The 23127-nt window shown below is 42.1% G+C and carries 17 protein-coding genes and 6 pseudogenes; 5 read left to right on the top strand and 18 right to left on the bottom strand.

Annotated elements, in window-relative coordinates; translation table 11 throughout:
* Positions 1-107: 107 nt before the first annotated feature.
* Positions 108-2761 (bottom strand): annotated as a pseudogene (locus tag PN838_RS24080) (TonB-dependent receptor).
* A gap of 267 nt (positions 2762-3028) precedes the next feature.
* Between PN838_RS24080 and PN838_RS24075 the strand changes: the two are divergent.
* Positions 3029-4923: pseudogene (locus tag PN838_RS24075) on the top strand (BCCT family transporter).
* 2548 nt (positions 4924-7471) lie between these two features.
* On the opposite strand, the gene PN838_RS24070 reads toward PN838_RS24075, so the two are convergent.
* The 13 genes and pseudogenes from PN838_RS24070 to nrtS form a co-directional block, all read right to left on the bottom strand.
* Positions 7472-7699 carry a molybdopterin cofactor-binding domain-containing protein gene (locus tag PN838_RS24070; protein ID WP_272182701.1) on the bottom strand — a complete coding sequence of 76 codons (228 nt, stop codon included), beginning with the start codon at positions 7697-7699 and terminating at the stop codon, positions 7472-7474.
* 11 nt (positions 7700-7710) lie between these two features.
* The gene (locus tag PN838_RS24065; RefSeq protein WP_272182700.1) at positions 7711-8622 is read right to left on the bottom strand and encodes a molybdopterin cofactor-binding domain-containing protein; all 912 of its coding nucleotides are present in this window, start codon (positions 8620-8622) and stop codon (positions 7711-7713) included.
* A 174-nt stretch (positions 8623-8796) separates the two neighbouring features.
* Complete coding sequence (locus PN838_RS24060) at positions 8797-9549, bottom strand: molybdopterin cofactor-binding domain-containing protein (RefSeq protein WP_272182277.1); 753 nt, start codon at positions 9547-9549, stop codon at positions 8797-8799.
* Positions 9510-9698, bottom strand: coding sequence for a twin-arginine translocation signal domain-containing protein (locus PN838_RS24055; RefSeq protein ID WP_272182276.1), 189 nt, complete (start codon positions 9696-9698; stop codon positions 9510-9512). The genes PN838_RS24060 and PN838_RS24055 overlap by 40 nt, the downstream gene beginning before the upstream one ends.
* Positions 9699-9707: 9 nt before the next feature.
* A pseudogene (locus PN838_RS24050) lies at positions 9708-10170 on the bottom strand ((2Fe-2S)-binding protein).
* A complete protein-coding gene (locus PN838_RS24045) occupies positions 10164-10844 on the bottom strand; it encodes a nucleotidyltransferase family protein (protein ID WP_272182275.1) in 681 nt (226 codons plus the stop codon). The pseudogene PN838_RS24050 and the gene PN838_RS24045 overlap by 7 nt, the downstream one beginning before the upstream one ends.
* Before the next feature lies 1 nt (position 10845).
* A complete protein-coding gene (locus PN838_RS24040) occupies positions 10846-11868 on the bottom strand; it encodes an XdhC family protein (protein WP_215964088.1) in 1023 nt (340 codons plus the stop codon).
* A 145-nt stretch (positions 11869-12013) separates the two neighbouring features.
* Complete coding sequence (locus tag PN838_RS24035; RefSeq protein WP_272182274.1) at positions 12014-12937, bottom strand: sulfatase-like hydrolase/transferase; 924 nt, start codon at positions 12935-12937, stop codon at positions 12014-12016.
* Positions 12938-12948: 11 nt separating this feature from the next.
* Positions 12949-13494, bottom strand: a complete 546-nt coding sequence (locus tag PN838_RS24030) for a sulfatase-like hydrolase/transferase (RefSeq protein WP_272182273.1) — start codon at positions 13492-13494, stop codon at positions 12949-12951.
* A 40-nt stretch (positions 13495-13534) separates the two neighbouring features.
* Positions 13535-15106: pseudogene (locus PN838_RS24020) on the bottom strand (sulfatase family protein).
* A gap of 491 nt (positions 15107-15597) precedes the next feature.
* Positions 15598-15954: a sulfite exporter TauE/SafE family protein gene (locus tag PN838_RS24015; protein ID WP_272182272.1), complete on the bottom strand. Its 357-nt coding sequence runs from the start codon at positions 15952-15954 to the stop codon at positions 15598-15600.
* A gap of 41 nt (positions 15955-15995) precedes the next feature.
* Positions 15996-16364, bottom strand: coding sequence for a sulfite exporter TauE/SafE family protein (locus PN838_RS24010; protein WP_272182271.1), 369 nt, complete (start codon positions 16362-16364; stop codon positions 15996-15998).
* A gap of 97 nt (positions 16365-16461) precedes the next feature.
* On the bottom strand, positions 16462-16656 hold the full coding sequence (gene nrtS, locus PN838_RS24005; RefSeq protein ID WP_272182270.1) for a nitrate/nitrite transporter NrtS: 195 nt from the start codon (positions 16654-16656) through the stop codon (positions 16462-16464).
* A 266-nt stretch (positions 16657-16922) separates the two neighbouring features.
* Between nrtS and PN838_RS26750 the strand changes: the two genes are divergently transcribed.
* The 3 genes from PN838_RS26750 to PN838_RS26740 are packed head-to-tail and all read left to right on the top strand — an operon-like array spanning position 16923 to position 18644.
* A complete protein-coding gene (locus PN838_RS26750; protein ID WP_334313441.1) occupies positions 16923-17228 on the top strand; it encodes a hypothetical protein in 306 nt (101 codons plus the stop codon).
* A 17-nt stretch (positions 17229-17245) separates the two neighbouring features.
* Positions 17246-17947 (top strand): amidohydrolase, encoded by a 702-nt coding sequence (locus PN838_RS26745; RefSeq protein WP_334313440.1) that lies wholly within the window; start codon positions 17246-17248, stop codon positions 17945-17947.
* Positions 17916-18644: an amidohydrolase gene (locus PN838_RS26740; RefSeq protein ID WP_334313439.1), complete on the top strand. Its 729-nt coding sequence runs from the start codon at positions 17916-17918 to the stop codon at positions 18642-18644. Before PN838_RS26745 ends, PN838_RS26740 begins: the two co-directional genes overlap by 32 nt.
* Positions 18645-18711: 67 nt before the next feature.
* Here the strand turns inward: PN838_RS26740 and PN838_RS26735 are convergent.
* The 4 genes and pseudogenes from PN838_RS26735 to PN838_RS23980 form a co-directional block, all read right to left on the bottom strand.
* A pseudogene (locus PN838_RS26735) lies at positions 18712-19019 on the bottom strand (ATP-binding protein).
* A 1033-nt stretch (positions 19020-20052) separates the two neighbouring features.
* Entirely contained in the window at positions 20053-20271 is a 219-nt protein-coding gene (locus PN838_RS23990) for a helix-turn-helix domain-containing protein (protein ID WP_272182698.1), read from the bottom strand.
* A gap of 144 nt (positions 20272-20415) precedes the next feature.
* Positions 20416-21366: pseudogene (locus PN838_RS23985) on the bottom strand (sigma-54-dependent transcriptional regulator); the annotation flags it as partial.
* A gap of 1 nt (position 21367) precedes the next feature.
* Entirely contained in the window at positions 21368-21574 is a 207-nt protein-coding gene (locus tag PN838_RS23980; RefSeq protein ID WP_272182268.1) for a response regulator, read from the bottom strand.
* Positions 21575-21768: 194 nt separating this feature from the next.
* Between PN838_RS23980 and PN838_RS23975 the strand changes: the two genes are divergently transcribed.
* Positions 21769-23067 (top strand): efflux RND transporter periplasmic adaptor subunit, encoded by a 1299-nt coding sequence (locus PN838_RS23975; protein WP_272182267.1) that lies wholly within the window; start codon positions 21769-21771, stop codon positions 23065-23067.
* The last annotated feature ends 60 nt before the right edge of the window (positions 23068-23127 follow it).

Raw genomic sequence — 23127 nt, 5'->3', positions numbered from 1 at the left:
AAGCCGCTTGGTACAAATACCAAGCGGCTAACTTTAACACTGTACGTTTATTAATTGTGCATAAGATCCATCAAGGTCAAACGACCTCGGTAAATCTTAACTAGCCCTTAATAAAAGTCATATGAAAATCTAAAGCCGACGCTGCGTGGTCTATTGGTAACCACTTTTGGCGTAAACTGTTGAGTATCCACATAAAGTATCGCACTTTCATTGGTTAAATTATCAATGAAAAACTCGGCTTTCCATTCGTCATTTGTCACACCAAAGCTAAGGTTTGCAAGCACATAACTGTCTTGAACGTAACGACCCCCTGCAAATGTTTGACCATTGCTGTCTTGGTAATTTACCCCAGAATAAACGTCCGCTTCTTTTTGAATACTCAAGCCAGAACCTGTGCCGTGGACCAAATTAGTCGCGTCTTCAAGTACGTAAGCGTCCATCGTCATACTGGCAAGTCTTTCACCTGTATAGCTTATTGAGCTGTTTACATAACCTGTAAGAACACTTGATATTTCGTAGAAATACTTGGCCTGCAAATTACCAGAAAACTCAGCTGAATATGGTAAACGACTGCCTTTTGCCGGGGCTATACCTTCGAGCTCACTATTAATTGACGTTAACTCAGTGTCAATCATACTGAATGCCCCCGAAATAACTAAATCGTCAGTGGCTACCCAACTGAAGTCACCGTCAACACCTTTAATTTCAGCGTCGCCAACGTTGTCAGTAAATACTAAGAAACTGATGTTTGTTGGGTCAAATCGAGAGGTTTGAAGATCAGATATTTTTGAGTAATACGCAGTTGCATTAAAACGCAATGTACGGTTTAGCAAAGTCGACTTAAATCCGACTTCAATATTATCCAAGCTATCTGTGGTTGAATAAACCGGAATACGGAAACCGTCAAAAGCCCCTTCTTGGTTTTTCGCCAAACCGCCGCCAACACGATTGGTTACTGGAGGTCTAAAGCCTTCAGAATAAGATGCGAAGACCATAACTTCATTTGATACTTGCCAATCTATCGATGCTTTAATAATCGTATCGTCGACCGTCAATGTGCCATCGCTATCAACTAAACTTGTCTCTAACTGACCGCTTGCAATTGCCGCTTGAATTGCTGCTGCTTCGCCGGCCCCAAAAACTCAGTTAATGCAGCGTCGCTACCGTCACCAAAGGCTTGCAATCTGCCGCTTACGTCAACCGTCGACGTTGCCCCTTTAAATGAGTCTTCAATTTCATACCAACGTGCACCAAAACTCGCCGTAACCGTATCAGTAAGGTCGTATTCGAGTTGCCCAAATAATGCAATTTGATCAATTGTGTGGGTGATGTCATTAACAAAACTGATCTCAGACGAGAACGGTCCTCCATCGGTGTTGATGCCGTCGGTGCCCGCTAAAGTTCTTTGTAGATTGGTAAAATAAGGCAGGTCTGTATTACCTAGTTGGAACTGACCCACTGTAGACAGTTCTTGTGAATCATAGAAAACACCCGCTGTTACGCGCCAGCGATTTTCAGTAGAGGTATTAACACGGAATTCGTGAGTAAAACGATTAGTGTCTGTTTGTTCTTTATAAAACTTAGTTGGGTCAACACACACTTGTGTTTCAGGTGCGCCTGCATAGTTACATGCATAATACGCAGCAAATGAACCACCATTGGTATAACCGGTATAATCAATTGTTGAATCGATTTCACGCTCTAAATAACCACCGGTATAAACCAAGTCTAGATGTTCAAGGCGACCTTCTAAAGTCCAGGTAGTTAAACCAAAATCATCGTTGTTGTTTTCAGGTACAAAACGATTTGTCGATGATTCACCATCAAGATTAGGATCGTAGGCAAATACCCCTTCAGTATCGAGTGACTGCTGAGTATGTTGAACTAGTAATTCCCAGTCTTCGCTAAACAAGTAAGATAAACCAAATCGAGCACCCGAATAATTTGCAGTGTTAAAGTCGTCCTGCACTAAGGTGTCATTTTTTGGTGCGGTTACCGGCACGTTTTCAGGGTCTGTTAATGCCCCGCCAGAAACTCGGCTGATTACAACTGCACTACCAATATAACCACCGTTGCTTGGATCATTCAGTACATTATCAATCCAGCCACCTTGAAAGTCGTTGTATGTAGCGACACGTACAGCAAGTTTGTCGGTTAGCGACATATTAAAATAGGCTTCGACAGAATTGCTCATATCGCCGCCTTTGGTGGAACTGGTGCTGGTATCAAAACCCGCAGCAAATCCGTCGTGACTTGGTTTATTGGTAATTAAACGGACCGTACCAGACTGCGAACTTGCACCAAATAATGTGCCCTGTGGACCTGAGTAAAACTTCGACACGTTCAACGTCTGTAGCGTAAATATCTAAATTACGTCCCTGCATTGAAACCGGTTGCTCATCTAAGTAAAAAGCAACAGACGGCTGCAGTGCCTGTACCGATGAAACCGCTATACTTGTTTGTGTTGTTGCCGCGCCACGGATATAAATTTCGTTTTGGCTAGGGCCTGTGCCTTGGAATACAACATTTGGCAAAAATTCAACATATTCATCAAAATTAGAGACACCTAAATTCTCTAGGCTATCTCCCGTGAGGGCCGTAACGGTAACAGGGACTTTTTGAATTGATTCAACCCGCTTTGTTGCTGTAACTTGAATGACTTCTATTTGGGCGTTTTCTTTCTTTTAACTTCTTCAGCATATAGTGAGCCTGATGTTGCTATTGCCGTTATTACTGCGCAATGCAGCTTATTAAGTTTCATTGTATTTATCCCTTGGCGTTTTAATTTTTGTATACATATAATTAGAACTCTAACTATATTTTTTAAGATCCAACTTAACCATGATAGACATTTATAACAAAATTGCGTCATTATCTTGTTATTTATCGTAAGTTTGTCAAAAATTAGTTATCTTTCGGCTTATTCTTAAAGAATTTATATTTTCTATACAAATAATATTAGGGGATTTACTTGCCAATATCTGCAAAAAGCCAACTAAATAGAACGGTTTTTATTAGTGCTTCATCAATGATCATAGCGCTTTTACTTTATACTGTTTTGTTGCCAGAGCAAGCTCAGAACCTATTTACAGTCATGCAATCGAGTATTGTCGATAATGGCAGCTGGTTTTATGTTCTCACTGTCGCCTTTATCTTTTTCTTCGTGGTCTTTCTCGGGTTATCTCGATACGGCGACATCCGCCTTGGACCGGATCATGCTACGCCGGATTATTCTTTAGTCACTTGGTTATCTATGTTGTTTGCTGCAGGTATGGGTATTGGACTCATGTTCTTTGGGGTTGCTGAGCCATTAATGCATTATTTGTCACCTCCGACTGCAGAAACAGGTACGATTGAAGCAGTACGTGAAGCGATGAAAATGACTTTTTTCCATTGGGGACTTCATGCTCAGGCAATCTATGCCATCGTCGCTTTAGTTTTAGCTTATTTTAGTTACCGTCATAATTTGCCTTTAACATTACGCTCAGCTTTGTACCCATTAATTGGCGAGCGTATCTATAAATGGCTATAGGTCATTTGGTAGATGTATTTGCGGTTGTCAGCACCGTTTTTGGTGTTGCAACATCATTAGGGCTAGGCGCATCACAAGTTAATTCTGGGTTTAACTATCTGTTTGGTATTGATGTATCTACGACTAACCAAATCATCATAATGTGCGGTATTACAGCGCTCGCTGTACTGTCAGTGTCCGCGGGTTTAGACAAAGGAATTAGACGACTGTCAGAAGCTAACATGATTTTAGCGGTTGGTTTGTTGGTATTGATCTTTGTGCTCGGTCCAACCGTTTTCTTATTAAAAGCTTATCTACAAAACATTGGGGATTATCTATCAGACATAATCCACAATACATTTAACTTATTCGCCTATAAAAAGACCAACTGGATTGGAGGCTGGACTATATTTTATTGGGGTTGGTGGTTAGCTTGGGCACCTTTTGTAGGTTTGTTTATCGCTCGTATTTCCCGTGGCCGAAGTATTCGCGAATTTATTCTAGGGGTCATGTTAATTCCAACAGTGTTTACCCTTTTGTGGATGACCATATTTGGTAATAGTGCCATCGATTTAGTGCATAACCAAGGCGTTGCTACCTTGGGTGAAATGGTAAATAAAGACTCCTCCGTAGCTTTATTTGTGTTCCTTGAAAACTTCCCTATGTCGGCCGTATTGTCATTTTTTAGTGTGCTAATGATAGTCATATTTTTTGTCACATCCTGCGACTCAGGCGCTATGGTTGTTGATATGTTATGTTCCCACGGCAGCAATGAAACACCATTGTGGCAGCGAATATATTGGGCGGTTGGGATAGGCGTAGTTGCAGCAATATTATTGCTGGCAGGTGGCCTAAATGCCTTGCAAACCATGACAATAGCCGCGGCTTTACCGTTTTCAATTGTATTGCTAATTGCAATAGTCGGGTTAATTAAAGCCCTACGAGTCGAGGCGTTTAAACAAGATAGTCAGTTAATAGCCGCCCTTCCCCGTCAAATAACGAAGGTAGCGATAATTGGCAACTGCGCCTCAAAAATATTGTCGACTTCCCCAACAAACCCAACGTTAATAAATTTATTAACTAAGGTAGTCGCCCCAGCATTTGAATCGGTCGCCAGTGAGCTAAAGAAAAATCAAATCAAGGTAATTATTTCCAAAGAAGACGGCTATAGCCTGATCGTCGACCATGGTGAAGAACAAGAGTTTGTCTACCGAGTGCTCGCTAGAAAATATTCACAACCCGACTTTGTGACAGAAGCCGATGATGACGAACAAAGTTATTACCGCGCCGAAGTTCATTTAGGTGAAGGCGGCCAAGACTACGACATCATGGGGTGGTCAAAAACAGCAGTAATCAACAACATTATTGACCAGTACCACAAACATCTGCACTTTTTACATTTGTTACGTTAGTGTCAATTACGAGTTAAAGCATCCCCTAAAAAGCCCTTTCAGAAAGGGCTTTTTTGTTCTGGTTATTATGAGCTAATTGTAAATGAATTATGTGATTCCTCTGCACTCGGTTGGAGATCCCTAATATCGCTGTGGCTTGACTCATATTACAAGCTAGGGATGACGTTTTTTCTAAACCTGTGGGGTCAGTGTCGTTGATTTTATAACTTCCTCTGCACTCGGTTGGAGGTCCCTAATATCGCTGTGGCTCTTTTGGGATGACGTTTTTTGTTCTGGTTATTATGAGCTAATTGTAAGTGAATTATGTGATTCCTCTGCACTCGGTTGGAGATCCCTAATATCGCTGTGGCTTGACTCATATTACAAGCTAGGATGACGTTTTTTCTGCTGATTTGGAATCCCGTTTTTTCTAAACCTGTGGGGTCAGTGTCGTTGATTTTATAACTTCCTCTGCACTCGGTTGGAGATCCCTAATATCGCTGTGGCTCTTTTGGGATGACGTTTTTTGTTCTGGTTATTATGAGCTAATTGTAAATGAATTATGTGATTCCTCTGCACTCGGTTGGAGATCCCTATTATCGCTGTGGCTTGACTCATATTACAAGCTAGGATGACGTTTTTTTCTGTTGATTTGGAATCCCGTTTTTTCTAAACCTGTGGGGTCAGTGTCGTTGATTTTATAACTTCCTCTGCACTCGGTTGGAGATCCCTAATATCGCTGTGGCTCTTTTGGGATGACGTTTTTTGTTCTGGTTATTATGAGCTAATTGTAAATGAATTATGTGATTCCTCTGCACTTGGTTGGAGATCCCTAATATCGCTGTGGCTCTTTTGGGATGACGTTTTTTCTAAAAAACACGTTTTCACACCTAAAGTTCAGGCGAAATTTTTCCTCCATTCAATATTCCTGAAATTAAATCAGTTTTCAAAAGTATGAGACAGGATGTCGAGTAAGGGATGTTTTCATGGACGAAATTACATCCCGTCTTTTAGACAAAACTGAATTTAATGTAAGCCAAGAATATTGGCTGGATGCGGCCTTTTGCCTACTTTTTGGCTGTTGAAAAAGTAAGGTCGACGCAGTCGAAATAGCCGCCTGCAAGGCAAAGAAAGGCGCAGCCTGCAAGGCGAATTATGTGATTCCTCTGCACTTGGTTGGAGATCCCTAATATCGCTGTGGCTTGACTAATTTTACAAGCTAAGGATGACGTTTTTTGTTCTGGTTATTATGAGCTAATTGTAAATGAATTATGTGATTCCTCTGCACTCGGTTGGAGGTCCCAAATATCGCTGTGGCTCGACTCATATTACAAGCTAGGGATAACGTTTTTTGTTCTGGTTATTATGAGCTAATTGTAAATGAATTATGTGATTCCTCTGCACTTGGTTGGAGATCCCTAATATCGCTGTGGCTCTTTTGGGATGACGTTTTTTCTGCTGATTTGGAATCCCGTTTTTTCTGTTTAATTGGAATGACGGCTTATTTCTGTTTGGTTCGGATGACGACTTTTCTTCAAAACAAAGATTTATCACACCTAAAGTTCAGGCTACATTTTCCTTCGTCTAAATCCCCCTTAGTTGAGATTTATATCTCGAAGTGAACGGCAGGGACGCCGTTGCAAGGGATGCTTGTATATGGACATACTTTCATCCCGTCTTCGACGATAATATAAATATCAAATAAGGATTAGGGATTTGGCCGAAAGCGGCCTTTTGCCTACTTTTTGGGCTGTTGCAAAAAGTAAGGTCGACGCAGTCGAAATAGCCGCCTGCAAGGCAAAGAAATGCGCAGCCTGCAGGGTGAATTATGACATTCCTCTGCACTCGGTTGGAGATCCCTAATATCGCTGTGGCTCGACTAATTTTACAAGCTAGGGATGACGTTTTTGTTCTGAAATTATGAGCCAATTTAGGGTGAATTATGTGATTTCTCTGCACTCGGTTGGAGCTCCCTATTATCGCTGTGGCTCTTTTGGGATGACGTTTTTTCTGTTTGGTTCGGATGACGTTTTTCTTCAAAACTAGTTATCACACCTAAAGTTCAGGCGACATTTTCCTTCGTCTAAATCCCCCTTAGTTGAGATTTATATCTCGAAGTGAACGGCAGGGACGCCGTTGCAAGGAATGTTTTCACTTCAAGGAAGAAGGGAATTCGTCAGTACATGGATGTACGTCAGACGAACCATGGACATACTTTCATCCCGTCTTCGAGGATAATATAAATCTTAAATAAGGATTAGGGATTTACCACAAAGCCGTCTTTTTGCCTACATGATCTTAGAAACAAAGAGCGGCTGTTGCAAAAGTAAGGTCGACGCAGTCGAAATAGCTGCCTGCAGGGCAAAGAAAACTTCAAGCTCCGCGCCATTAAGGTCGACGCAGTCGAGATAGCCGCCCGCAGGCCAAAAACCTTAGCCTGCAGGGTAACTATCTAAACCCTAAACTACATTTAAGTGCTTATTCACAGGTAAATTTCTCACCCTAACCCCACACGCATGGAATATTGCATTAGTGATACTTGGGATCACCGGTGGAATGCCCGGTTCACCTACGCCTCCGGAGGTTGAGAAGATTCAATAATATGGGCAAACATGGGTGGTGCTTGGTGTATTCGAGTCATTAGCGAATCGTGGAAATTCGACTCAACGACCACACCATCTTTGACCGAAATACCTCCCATTAATCCAATGGTTAAACCAAATACCATAGCACCTTCCATTTGTGCTTTTACACGGTCAGGCGTCACAGCAACGCCGCAATCAATGGCAGTATGCATCTCCAATACTTTTAACGTGTTATTTTCAACCGAGACTTTAGTTGCCGCCGATACGTAAGTGCCAAAACTTCTAAATACCGCAACCCCCAACCTTGCCCTTCAGGCAGCTTTTCAGATGTATTGGCTTTGTCACATACGTAGTTTAAACAGGCTTTTAAACGTTTAGTATCAAGTGGGTGAGTGTCGTAGCCCATACCATAATTCGTATACTTAAAACCATCCTGTTTCGGATCAACATGACGGTCTGAGCCCAATAAGTTCATCCACATTTTCTGCGCTGAAATATTCGATTTAACCGCCAGTTCATCAACAAAACTTCCAAGCGCAAAACCGTTATTCAAACACGCTACAGCCCGTAACCATCCAATTCGAACATGCCCTTCCGCCGTTTGGGTTTCGAGGGACAAATTTTGTAAATCAAATGGCGTGTCACCAAATCCAACTGATAAATCACTGTGATTTGGTCGATTGGTTTTGTCGTTAAATGTCCAGCCAATCGGTGGATAAGCTACGCGTTGGATCCAATAGTCTGCGGTTTGCTTGTCGGTCAACTCGGCTTTCATATAGTTGGCAGACACGGAATGATAAAAACCATGTTTAATATCGTCTTCACGAGTCCAAACTACTTTCACTGGCTTTTTAACCTTGTTTGAAAGCTCAACCGCTTCTAATACAAAGTCAGCTTTTGACTTACGGCCAAAAGCACCACCCATCAAGGTAATATTAAACTCAATTCTATCAGCGGCTTTATCTCCAGTGAAACCAAGCTCTGTAGCGACAAGACCCTGCGCCCACTGTGGATTTTGTACACCAGCCCAAATTACACATTTTTTATCAGCACCAGACCCTTGCACCCACGCAGTCGCTGCTGGCGTTTCCATTGGTTGGTGATGTTGATATGGCATAGTGTAGACAGCTTCAATGGTGTTTTTTGGATCATAATTATGACCGTAAACGTCACCTTTTTTGCGAGCTGCTTCACCATAGGTTGTTGAACTTTTTCAACTAACTCTTTTAAATAAGATTCGGAGTCATGACTCTTATGCTCGCTCAACTGCCACTCAACTTTTAACGCTTTGCGTCCTTGATGTGCAGCCTCAGGTATTTGTTGCTAATACAGCAACCCCAGATATTGGCAAAACATTTACCGGTAAAGGGCGGTCTTTAAGTTGAACAACCTCAACCACACCTTTTATTTTTAACGCCTCGGTTGCATCAAAGGACACCACTTTACTGCCAACCACGGGCGGACGTTCAATACTGGCAATTAACATCCCTAGCAATTGAATATCTTGGGCATACGTTGCGCGACCAGCGATAATGTCGTCTTGGTCGAATAATTTCACTTCTTTACCAATCAATTTAAATTGATCGGGAGACTTCAATTTAACTGATTTTTGATCAGGGGCATCTAACTTAGATGCCGTCTGCGCTAACTCACCAAATGATAGTGTTTTACCACTCAATAAATGTTTAACAACATGGTTTTCTGCGGTTACGTCAGAACGTTTAACGCCCCACATATCCGCTGCAGCTTGTTCTAACATTTGCCTCGCGGCCGCACCAATTTTACGCATATCGATAAATTGATTACGAATTGATGTTGAACCGGCAGTCCCCTGCGCACCGTAACGTTTGTCGGCTTTGCCCTGAACGACAAACACTTGTTGCCAATCTGCTTCCATTTCATCTGCAATAATTTGTGGAATAGAGGTTCTTATGCCCTGTCCCATTTCACACCGGTGACATACAATCGACGTCGAACCATCAGGGTTTATCGCAACAAAAAAGTTAAGAGCATGATCGGCTTTTACGTTGGCACTGTCACCGCGGCTTGGCGATGCATGCAAGATTGATGAAAACCCATGAGCATAACCGTCGCGAGTACAAATGCACCTGTGCCAATGCCGAGTTGTTTCAAAAAGCTGCGTCGGCTGACATTAGCAATTTCAGCGGCAGATGAGGACGGCCCGTTTTTTATTTTTGTATAGTCAAACATAACCAATCCTTACTTGTTCGCTGGCAGTTGTGCCGCATGTTTAATCGCTTTTCGGATCCTGTCGTATGTCCCGCACCTGCATACATTGCCTTGCATATGCAGGTCGATTTCTTCATCGGTCGGATTTGGAATAGTGTCTAACATGGCTGATGCCGACATCATTTGACCTACCTTAGCAGTAACCACATTGTGGCACCTTAAATTCTCGCTAAGGCGATTTGCACCCGATGATTTGCATCGTCGTCGAGTCCTTCTATGGTAGTAATAGACTTATTCGCAGCATACGAAATAGGGTGATGCACGACCGCATAGCATGGCCATCAATATGAATGGTGCATGCTCCACATTGGCCTAACCCGCACCCAAACTTGGTTCCTAGCAGGCTCAGTTCGTCCCTGAGCACATATAAAATCGGCATATCGTCTGGCACATCTATCGTGCGCTTTTTATTATTTATCGTTATATTTAACATGCTTTTTCTCCCGTTAAAGCATTACATTCTTTCGTAAACTGGTTAGTTTGAGCTTTATTCCAATCTTCTAATTCTTGTTTGGTATCTATGTCAATAATCGCTTGGTTTAACAATATAGTCTGCCTTTGGTCACCTGCATTATTTAAAATATGTTTTGCCCCTTTATCGCCAGTTAATTGCTTAAGCTGCGAAAACCAAGCTTTTGGAAAAACAGCAGGGACAGACAGTCCGTCCTGAGTTTCACAACAGATGATCTTCTCCGGTTGCTGTGCACTTAATCTAACTAATGACTGATATGCAGCTGTGTCTAAAGCAACTTGGTCACAAAGTGTAATTACAATATGACTGCAGTTTGGCAGCTGTTTTAGCAAAATATCTACGGAATCAGCGATCGTATGGCCCATCCCGAGACGACTATTCTGAGGGGTAATCCAAGTTAACTTTGGTGAGCCATTCAACTTGATTGGCGTAAAATTGGCTAACTTTATGTCATCGCGAATTGCCGCAAACAGCGGTAAATTCAGTTGGAGAAGGGTATTTATTTTAGCTTGTAAAAGAGGCGTTTTGCCGTTCGACGTTGCGACTAAACTTAATTGTTTGACGCCATTAAATCGTCTACTTTGCCCAGCCGCCAAAAGCAAAATAGCCGGATTTAAGTTGAAGGGTTTAGTCATCTCAACCGACACGCTTCAAGCCCTTTTTATCAGCTTGGGTAAATGCTATTTTATTCTCAAGTACTGCGTGTATTTCAGCGGTAATAGACAGTGCGATAGACTCTGGTAATTCGCCTCCAATATCCAATCCAATTGGGTTAGACAAGGGTTTCTGTAAGTCTTCAACGGATATTCCTACGGATTTTAGAACTTTTTCAGTGCGGTGTTTTGGCCCTAACAAACCAACAAAATCGGCACTGGATTGTTGAACTAACAACAATGCTTCGCCGTCAAGTTTGACGTTATGGGTCATAATAACCACCGCATCGAGTTGCGTTAATGACGGATGACCGACTAAGTCTAAAAACTTGTCTCTGACAATATGTTCAGCATGTACAAACTTGTCACGCTGGGCGTAATTCACTCGTGGGTCATACATTATTACGCGCCAACCTAAAACCTCTGCCATGGCCGCTAATGGCTGTGCATCGACTCCACCGCCAAAAATTGCGATTTGTGGGGCTGGGGTAAATTTGTGTTCAATCACTGAATTTGTTAGCGCGTCTGAGGACAGTGCTGAGTTTACAATTGACGTTATCTCGCCGGTCTTAACGACCCAATTATTAGGAAAAGTCGAAGTTGTGTCTTGCGCATAATGACTAATTTGTCGTTCGGAGAGTTGCTGCTTTAATAGAGGTAATTCAAGAAAATTATTGGCCTTGTTAATTGGCTGAAGCAAAATTTTAACCATGCCACCGCAACCAATGCCGAGTTGCCAACCAATGTCGTCTTCATCTCGCATGTCATAACAGACCGTCTGATTTTGACCAGAGTCCCAGCAACGACGAGCTTTACGCATAATATCAGGTTCTAAACATCCACCGCTGATCAAACCATAATATTGACCTAGATCGTTGATAAACATCATCGCACCGGTTTTGCGGTACGACGAACCTGCTGTTTCGATAACGGTTGCTAAGATCCATTGATGCTGGTCAATTTGCGAATGCCAAACATCCAATAATTTTTCCAAACGTATACTCATAGTGACCACTTTGCCTCTTAAGAATACCTTTTATCCGTTAAAAAAGCCCAACAGTCAATGTTGAGCTTTTTTAAATTGTAACAATTTGTCGTGGTTAGCATACCGTTAATGACTTGGTTTCATTAACTTAAACAAAGAGTTAATGTTATTTTGAATTTAAGTCAAACGTTTCACCGTGTCGCGGCATCGCTGCTTCACGCCACTTTTGCCCTTCTTCATGGATATGAAACCACTGTGGTTCTTTATTGCTCCAACTCCAGTGGGCCATATCTGTCACCATATCCTGCAACAACTGTGGGTGTTTACTGCTGATGTCGTTCTTTTCACCAATGTCTTTATCTATGTCATATAACTGCCATTTACCTGTTGCTTTGGTTCTAACCGCTTTAAAATTGTCACGACGAACTGAAACATCACTTGCCGCAGTACGATGCCTCATAACATAAAGGCTTTCACCTGCTCGTACCGGTTTTTTCGCCAATATGGCAGGTAAAAGGTCTTTGCCATCTAACAACTTTTTAGTCGGTATTTCAGCGCCTGCCAATTGAGTAAATGTTGGATACAAATCAAGTGCCGACACCGGATATGGATAATGGTCTTTTTGTGCGGCAATACCTTTGGGCCAATACACAAACATCGGTACTCTGTGGCCCCCTTCATGAGCGCTGCCCTTGCCTTCTTTAAGTGGCAAATTTACGCCACCCTGTTGAGTTTTCCCGCCGTTATCGCTCATAAATACAATTAACGTATTTTCAAGTTGACCGGTTGCGTCTAACGCATCCACAACTCGCTGCACTCCGCGGTCTACCGCATGAACCATAGCTGCATAAATACGACGTTTCTTATTTTTGATATGAGCAAACTTGGCAATGTCTTCTTGTTTTGCTTCTAGTGGCACATGTGGAGCGTTGTAGGCGAGGTAGAGGAAAAATGGTTGAGATTTTTCTTTACCTGCTTGTTCAACAAAGTTTACCGCTTCACGGGATAATGCATCAGTTATATATTCAGTTTCACGTACTTCTTTGCCGTTGTGTTCTAACGGTTTAATGTAGTCGTTAACATAACGCACACCACGTTTTGTTAAGGCTTCGTAGCGTGGACGATATTGTTCAGGGAAATATTGATGCCCGCCCCCAAAAAACCATAAAACTCATCGAAACCACGATTATTAGGATGATAACGAGATTCTTCACCTAAATGCCATTTACCAATTGCCCCGGTAAAATAACCAGATTTTTGCAAGGTTTTACTCACAAACTCTTCATTAACATCAACGCCTGTCGTAGAACCAGTTGTTGGCAAGTTAAACTGAGCACCAATTTTATGTGGGTATCGACCGGTTAATAACGCCGCGCGGCTCGGTCCACAAAATGGATGGGCGACATAGGCTGAGTCAAATACCACGCCTTGGTTTGCTAACGCGTCAAGACTTAGCGTTGGGATTTCAGTGCCACCATTAAAGCTCACATCGGCATAGCCCAAATCATCTGCTAAAATTAGCAGGATATTAGGGCGTGCACCTTGATTGATATTGCTTTGTGTTTTTGAATTTAATGTTTTTGACGGCGAAGCGCATGACGTCGCGCTCACTAACAAAACCATAATCGTTAAAAAATACTTAGTCATTGGGTCCTCGATAGCCAGTATTTAATTGGCTGATACAGAATTAATTTAAATACGCTTTGCCGTGGTGTTCCAACATAGTTAATGCAGGATCGTCGACTCGTTTAAGTTCTTGTTTTAACAACATCACCATAGCCGCGCGTTGTTTAACGTATTTTTTGTTTTTGATAAGATTGTTCATCTCTAGCGGATCATTTTTTAAGTCGTAAAGCTCGTCAATGTTATCACCTGGGTTCCAAACAAATTTAAACTCAGGCGTACGTATTGCACGAATACCAAACCATGAACCGTTGTACCATTCATAGGCATACAATGCTGTGTCAGGTTGACCAGCTTCCGCTTTATCACCTTCAAGCATCAATGGCGTCAAGGTATGTCCGTCCACATCACCGTCAGACTCTAACGTCATCCACTCGGATAAGGTTGGCGTAACATCTAACAAAGAGACTTGGCGATGAACAATTCGTGGTGCAATGTTTGGATTTTTAATCAGCAGCGGCATACGCATTAACTCATCATAGGCATACGGTCCTTTGTCATATAAAGTATGTTCGCCTAACATACTGCCTTGATCGCCGAGCAAAACTATGTGTAAGTCGTCATAAATACCTTCGTCTTTCGCCGCTTGCAATAACTCACCAACAATTTGGTCAACCATCGCAATCGCACCGTAATAAAATGCGCGTGATTTACGCCAGTCTTCATCAGACATATGACCAACATCATGCCAAGGCCACCAAATGCCACCCTGTGCCAGTGGTTTGTTGATGCGTTTAGCTAAATGATTGCCTTAGCACAGCCACCTTTTAGGGTCATACATACTCGCAAACGGCTCTGGTACTCGATAAGCCGGATGTGGTTGATTAAAGCTCACGATGCCAAAAAATGGGCGGTCGTCGGTTGCCATCTGCTTAAGCATCTTTTTACCATGCACCACTTTTTTATAAGCTTCGGTGTCTTCAAAAGTCCCATCTAAGGTTTTCCAGTATTCGTGCTTTTCGCCGTTTTTATCTAGTTTGCCTTTGTAATAACCTTCTACTTGAGTCACCTTTGAGTAGGGCGTATACGGACGACTAAAACGTTCTCTTGGTTCATGACCGTGACCTAAATCTATTTCAGCACCGCGCATTTCTGTACCGCGCGCCCCTAAATGCCATTTGCCAACATGACCAACTAAATAACCCGCATCGGACGCTCTTTTGATTAAGCCCCCTTCAGACGGATCTAATTCAGCTTTACGAGAATGATACAACTCTACGTTGTCATCCAAGCCATTTTTATGTCCCCAGCGGCCTGTATAAAACGCTGCACGTGAGGGAGAACATAATCCAGTTGTTGTCATCGCATTATCAAAACGAGTTGACTCAGACGCCAAGTTGTCGATATTAGGCGTATGCACCGGACCACCTCGATACGAAAACGTATCGAACCGCATATCATCAAACATCAAAACCAATACATTTGGTTTTTTCTTTGTTGCAGTGCTGCTATCTTCCTGCTTGACACTCGTGCCGGTAGCAACCGTTTCAGCGGACGTTAACGAACATGAAACCAACGCCGTTGTGGTTAATAGAAAGCATGCTGAATACGCAACGCTTTTAATTTTAGTAAACATAATCTTTATCCCTAATCGCCAAATTAGTTTATTTTTATTTTAAATATTATCGATGAATAGACACGCGTCCCGGTCGGCCACCTGTCGACTTAACCTCTGCGAACAAATCGGATCAATACAACACGTGATTATCTCGTCCTGCCGTAACGTTCATCCTGTTCAATCATCGCGGCTAATTGTTGTTCCGAACCTTCGATAAAAATCGTAATACCTATTTAAACATATCATGTTTAAATTACAAGTCATAAAAACGTCAAAATACAAATATCAAATGCATAGAAATAACAACTGCGGAAATAGTACGACAAGGCGATAAGAGCCCGAAAGAAAAGGAATTAGGCGTTATTTAGTTTGTCCAACAAGCCGACTGAACCAATATAAGTTATGGCTTAAATGAAACGTGCATAGCAAAACTTTAATAATAACCGGAGTTTAAAACCAAAATTTCACGACTGACTAATAAAAATACGGTGCTACTTATTATGGAACAATCAGCCATAGGTCACGATGAAAAAATAAATGGTAATGATGCAGCTCATCAATATCACAAACCACCTTACATATTGTTGTGGTACTTTCATCGAAACCGCTGCGGAGAAATAACCACCAATTAAAGTGCCGACTAATACTGCACTCCCTTCGAACCAAGCGATGGAGTCGTTTAATATAAATAAGAATATCGCCGCAAGAGAAACCGAAGAAGACACGATTAACTTAATACCATTCATTACATTGATGTTTGAGTGCCCTGCCAACGTTAAGTAACTTAAAACAACAATGCCTAAACCCGCATTAAAAAAACCGCCATAAATACATACACCCAATAACACCATTGCCAAAAAGACCATTCTGAAGTGAGACGCATATTTATTATGGTTAGAAAAAGACTTTAAAAAAGATTGGCTTTACCGCCAAAGATAAACAATAAGGTGGCAAAAAGCAGCAACCAAGGAATGGCGGTCTGAAAAGTTGATTCTGAGGTTTGCAGTAATAAACACGCCCCAACCCCGCCGCCACCAACGCTGGATAAGACGGTAAATAGGACTTCTTTCTTGTGGTTTGTTAATTCATTTCTAAATGCATAAGCGCCACTTAAGTAACCTGCGCAGGAAGAAAATGTATTGGTCGCATTGGCAATTAGTGGCGTTACACCAACAAACACTAAGGCTGGGAACGTTATAAAACTGCCCCCACCGGCAATCGAGTTTAGGATCCCTCCCACTAAACCCGCAATAAAAAGCAAAATAAAATCCATCATTATCGTCTTACTCCGCTGTTTCTTGGGCCACTGTATCTTGATCTACTGTATTGTGGGATTTTAATACTTTTTTAAATTTACGTTAGAATGGTTTTAATTAATGTGTTTTTTCATATTGTTGAATTGCCTTTACTGCAGAAAAGGTCGACACACAGTATGGCACTAAATACGTCAGTAAAATTTGAATAATGCGATCAGCTGACATATTCATTTCAAGCAAAGCACCGCCATGATTGATCAGTGCGAGTAGCGTACCCACTAAAATTGAAACTTTTAGCGCAGAATATGCCACTTTTTTGAAAGCGCTAATGAAATAAAACTACTAGGTACATTGGACACGTCTTGTGTTCCTTATTAGTGCTAAGTCATATGATATTTAACAGTATAAATGAATAGTGGTGATAATCATTGAAGAAATTTAACCATTTTAATTCTTCAGCCTTTACAACCTAACTAATTTCTTTCGAGATTAATTAGTGCCCTTTTATTACCAAACATTGTGTTATCAATATCAATTGATTAACGTTGGTTTATTCATCAAAGCGAGTAGATTTGAATATGACTTTAAAATTCACCAACGTAATTTACAAAACGGTTTTGTATTGCCTAAGCGCATTATCGTTTAGCGTACTGGCACAAAGTACATTAATTCATAACATCCAAGGCTATACCTTTTTAAACAATGGTCAGCTAACCAAGTTTTCGGCCATCGTATTTGAAGATGGCAAAGTTGTTGAAACGTTTAGTGAAAAGGACAAAAGGAAAAACGCGGAGCTACTTAAATCGTATCCAAATTCGGTGTTTATTGATGGCAAGGGACAAACCATGCTACCGGGATTAATTGACGGTCATGCGCATTTTTAGGTCTGGGTTACAATTTAATGCAGGTTGATGTTCGCGGGATTAAATCGAAACAAAAAACCGCATTAAAAGTAGCTCAATATGCCAAACAAAACCCCAAATTAAACTGGATTTTAGGCAGAGGTTGGAATCAAGTATTGTGGCCTTCAAAAGAATTTCCAACGGCAAAAGACTTAGATGAATATGAAGCCGACCGCCCTATTGTCTTAAGTCGGGTTGATGGCCATGCTGTTTGGTTAAACACCAAAGCAATGCAACTTGCAGGCATAACACGCAATACCATATCGCCAGATGGTGGGGAAATTGTTAAAGACCATGACGGCGAACCCACGGGCGTTTTAATTGATAACGCCGAGAATTTAATCACGGAGAAAATTCCTAATCAAGACGACACTATGTTGATGACCGCATTTAACAAAGTTAATCAACACCTCTTAGAACTCGGTATTACCAGTGTGCACGACGCCGGCATTGACCACGACAGTTACCATTTTTTAAAAGACCAAGTCGCGGACGACAACTTTAAAGTGCGTGTATACGCAATGTTAGCCGCAACCGACAGCAAACTAGAAGACATGTTAAAACACGGCTTTGTGAATGATCCAAAAGACATGTTATCTATCCGCAGTGTAAAAATATACGGTGACGGCGCCTTAGGTAGCAGAGGAGCCGCAATGTTAGCGCCTTATCATGACGACGCAAAAATACCGGGTTATTGGTGACGAGTCCGGCGAGATTAAACGTACTTTTAGCACCATTTTTAACTACGATTTTCAAATCAATATCCACGCCATTGGCGATAGAGCGAACCGGATAGCACTAGATGAGTTTGAAACTGCATATAAATCCAAGCCCGAAGCGAGAACGTTTCGAAATCGAATTGAACACGCACAAGTGGTCAATTTAGAAGATATTCCAAGGTTTAAACAATTAGATATTTTACCTTCAATGCAGCCTACTCATGCTACGTCAGACAAAAACATGGCAAAAGACAGAATTGGAGAGGAACGATTAAAAGGTGCTTATGCTTGGCAGTCATTTTTAAAACAAGGCAGTGTTGTAGTTGCTGGCTCAGATTTTCCGGTTGAATTGGCAAATCCATTTTTTGGCTTGCACGCTGCTATTACTCGTCAAGACAGAGAAGACCAACCGCACGGTGGTTGGATTAAAGAACAATCGTTAACCGTTGCTCAGGCATTAAAAGCCTTTACCATAGACGCGGCATTTGGTGCACATCAAGATAAAATATTGGGCGGGTTAGAAAAAGGAAAGTGGGCAGACTTTATTTTAATTGACCAAGACATTTTTGAAATCGATGCAAAAAACATATGGAAAACAAAGGTATTGGAAACCTGGATAGCAGGCAAAAAGCGTTTTCAGCCAAGGGCGAGTAACCCGGCTCAAGTAGGCCAACGATGACTTAAACACGATTAAAAAGGACGCTTAGCGTCCTTTTTGCTTGGATGATATTTTTAATTTAAAAGTATTAAAATATTAAGCTAAAACAGGCGCCACCAGCGTCGCTTGTTGATGCTTTTACGGTACCGCCATGGGCGTTCATTACTTGTCGTGTTAAGGCTAAACCTACCCCAGATCCTTCTTTTTTGTGGTGTAAAAAGGAATGAATATTTTGGCTTTCATTTCATCGTCTATTCCAAAGCCATTATCTGAAATATCGATAACCACATGACCACGACGATTTAAACCAGCACTTAAGTTTATCTGCGGATGTTCAACATGTTGTGTCGCTTGTTGGGCATTTTTAACAAGGTTAATTAAAACTTGTTCCAACATGGCACGGTCGGCTTCTACTTTTAACGCCGCTGGCACCACTGCTATTATAAATTCAAAGTGGCAATGAGCCTGTTCTTGCCTAGCGATTTCAATAACCTGCGAAAACAATTCATTAATCGTTATTGGCGTTTTAACCGGCGGCGGCAAGCGGGTTAATTTGCGATAACTGCCAACAAATTTCATTAAACCTTCACTTCGACGGGCTACAGTGGTTACGGCACTTGAGATATCATCAAGGTGAGATTGGATCTCTGGTTGGTCGCCAACCTGTTGTTTTGTGTCGGACACTAAGTCCACGGCCGTTTTTGCAAGAGATGCAACAGGCGTAATACTGTTCATTATTTCATGGGTCAATACTTTCACAAGATCTTGCCACGCTTGCAGTTGACTGGCGTCCAGTTCGTTTTGAATGTCTTGCAAACTCAACAATCGTTCCTGTCCCTGCGCGACAATCACCTCGGTCATAGACACACTCAATTGCTGAGTCATATTATCGGCCTGAAAAGTGACTAAGCGGCGTTCTCCAGCTTTCATGCTCGTTAAGTTAAATACAAATTCAGGCCCAAACTGGTCTAAATCTTCAATACGAACAATCCGCGCCTTACCAAATAGCCGTCTCGCGGCATTATTCCAAATCGTTAGCTGCCCATTTTGTTTAATGCTTATCAATGGCACAGGCACATGTTCGATTACGGCTTTTAAGTGTCGAAGTTTTTCTTCTTGCTGCTGACGACCCGCTTGAAATTTTTGCAAAATGTCGGCGAATGCGGCTCCCAGTTCGGCAAAGCCTGCTCCTAACGCCGACAGATCAAAACGCTGTGAATAATCGGCGTGTTTTGCCGCATCTAAAAACCGAACTAGCTCGGCGTTGGTGCGAGTTGTAAATTTAACAATGCTATAACACTGCAAAACAAGGATCAGCGTGGCCATAACTGTCGCAGCATGGTATCCCGGTTGATAAATAAGATACGTCATCGCCAATAAATTGAGCATGATCAACGCTGTACGCAGTCCAATTAGGATTGAAAATCGTTTAAAGCCCATGTTTTTCCATTCTCCGATAGAGCGCGGCACGGGTTAATCCTAATGCTTTGGCTGTATGACTGATGTTATAGCGATAGGTACGCAGCGCCTGAGTAATTGTGCGCTTTTCTATTTGCTCAAGATTAAGGTTGTTGCCATTGGCAATTTCATCCTCAACATTTTTAGCTGAAACGGCGTCAAAGTCTGGTCCGCGTTCAGCACCAGACACAGAGTTATGGCTTGCGCTCAACTTGTTGTTGTTTTCATTCCCATGTACCAGCCCTTCAATATCAGTATTTATCGTTGGGGAGCCAGTTGGCGTTTGAGGTAATGATTGCAACTGAAAATCTGCAACCGTGAGGTGCGCAGATTCACTTAATATCACCGCTCGTTCCACAGCATGTCTTAACGCTCGGATATTACCCGGCCAAGGATAAGCCGTTAAAACACGAAGGACGTCGGCGGTTATTGGTAATAATGGCTTGCCATATTTTTTACAATAAAACGCCGCGTAATATTCTGCGATAGGCTTAATATCTTCTGGCCTTTCTCTAAGGGCTGGCAGAGTGATCTCAACGGTATTTAACCGAAACAGCAAATCTTGTCGAAATTGCGTGTCATCAAGTAGGGTTTGTTTACTGGCATTGGTGGCACATATGACTCTAACGTCAAACGCTTTAGGCTTATTGGCGCCAAGCGGGGTTATTTGACGTTGCTCTAACACAGTTAATAGTTTTGCCTGTAAATGCAGAGGTAAATTGCCAAGTTCGTCCAAAAATAGCGTTCCGCCTTCAGCTGCTTCAAGTTTGCCAATGCGGTCTTCATTTGCTCCGGTAAATGCACCTTTTTATGACCAAATAGCTCGCTTTCAAATAAGCTTTCGGAAACCGCTCCGAGGTCAACGGTCATAAAAATTCGATTTTTACGGCCGCTTTGTAAATGTAATTCACGGGCAACTAACTGCTTGCCTGTGCCGTTTTCACCTAAAATGAGAACATTGGCATCGGTCGGCGCACTGCGGGCAACTATAGACATGACCGATTTCATCGCGGCTGAATTGCCCAATATTTGTGGTCGCTCGGTTTGATTGGCGACTTTGATTAAAAGTTGATTAGTAGTCTGTAGTTGTTTGGCTTCACTTCGTACTTCACCTAAGTTTGCAGCGCTGGAAATGGTCGCCACCAGCTTTTCGTTCTGCCAAGGTTTGATCACAAAGTCTGTCGCGCCTAGCTTCATCGCTTCGATGGCTAAATTAAGCCCCCCATGTGCAGTGATCATAACAACGACACAGTCCGGGACTAATTGTCGTATTGTCGCCAACCATTTTAATCCCTCTTGGCCAGAACTTTCCCCGGTCCAAAATTCATATCAAGCATTACCACCTGAAATTCATTTTGTTTTAACAGCTCTGGGATCTGCTCAGGTTCATGACAGGTTATGACCTCAAAACGATGTCGACGTAATAGCAGCTTTGCAGCAACGAGAATGTCTTCATCGTCATCGATAATAAGAATTTGGCTCTTGTCTGCCATCCGGTTAACGCACTCGTTTAATCAATTAATAATGTTCGATATCGTACACTTGCTGTTCGGAAACGTACAGTTTATTAAAAGAACAAATCTATAAAACACAAATAATTCATTATTTTCAACACGTTACAAACTGGAACAATACTTGAAGTGTAACCCACTAATAGAATTCAAATTTGGTTAAGTGAATACCCAATATGACAATGCAATCAGCGCCTTCAGCGCAAAAAGCCAGTGATAAAATATCAGGTGCGGGAATGGACCGTAAAATAGTAAAGCCATCTACGTCACTTAAGAAAGTAAAATGGGCAAGTATCATAGTTGTGTTCATCGCTTTAATTGCCTACTTTCAGTCAACGTCAAATTCCGGTAAAGCAATGAAAGTCGACAGCCAACGGATCGCTATTTCTGCTGTAACTTCAGGTATTTTTGAAGACTTCATTCCAATCAGAGCCCGTGTTATTCCAGCTAAAACAGTGTATTTGGATGCCATTGAAGGTGGCCGTGTAGAGCGTATTTTGGTCGAGGATGGGGTTACCTTAAACGCTGGAGACTTGATTGTTGAGTTATCCAATGCCTCGTTACAACTCAGTGTATTAGGGAACGAAGCCAGAGTAGCGGAGCAGCTTAATAACATGCGTTCAATAGAGTTGAGTTTAGAACAAAATCGGTTACAACATAAACGCAACTTAGTGGATATTAATTACCAGATTAAACTACTTACACGTCAAGTAAGCCGTGAAGATGAACTGATGAAAACAGGTGCGGTGAGTAAATCGACCTATGCCGACACCACAGATACGTTAGAGTGGTATAAAGCGCGACTTGCACTGACGTTGGAGAGTCAAGCGTCTGATAAAAAACTACAGGAAAGCCAGTTGGTGTTCTTAAAAGACACCGCTATGCGACTTGAAAGCAATTTAGCCATTTCCCGTCAGAACCTAGCCAATATGAATGTCAGAGCGCCCGTTAATGGCAAGTTGTCTGGCTTTGATTTTGAAGTTGGTCAAAGCATTGATAAAGGCGAACGATTAGGCCAAATCGATACGCCGGATGACTTTAAGCTCACCGCGTTAATTGACGAGTTTTACCTTAGCCGTGTCGACATTAATCAACACGCCACGTTTGAAAATTACCAACTCACCGTGTCAAAAATTTACCCGCAGGTTACCAATGGTCAGTTTGAAGTTGATTTACAGTTTGTCGACCAACAACCCGATGGTATTCGTCGCGGACAGACAGTGCAAACCAAGTTAACCCTTGGGGATTCAAGTGAAGCGCTGCTTATTCCTAATGGGGCTTTTTATCAAGACACAGGCGGCAATTGGATATTTGTTGTCACCGCCGACAGCAATGAGGCCGTGCGACGTCCGGTACGACTTGGACGCCGTAATAGTCGCTTTATCGAAGTGTTAGACGGACTTGAAGTGGGCGAACGTGTGGTTACAAGCCCATACACTAGCTACCAAGACATGCAGCGTCTCAAGCTCAACTAATTTACCGTCTGACAACAAACAAATTGAAGTGGTTGGGGGATAAAACCCACAAGCCAAACC

The sequence above is a fragment of the Psychrosphaera algicola genome, from assembly GCF_028401425.1.
Lineage (GTDB): Bacteria > Pseudomonadota > Gammaproteobacteria > Enterobacterales > Alteromonadaceae > Psychrosphaera > Psychrosphaera algicola.
This window is presented reverse-complemented; position numbering and strand designations above follow the sequence as displayed.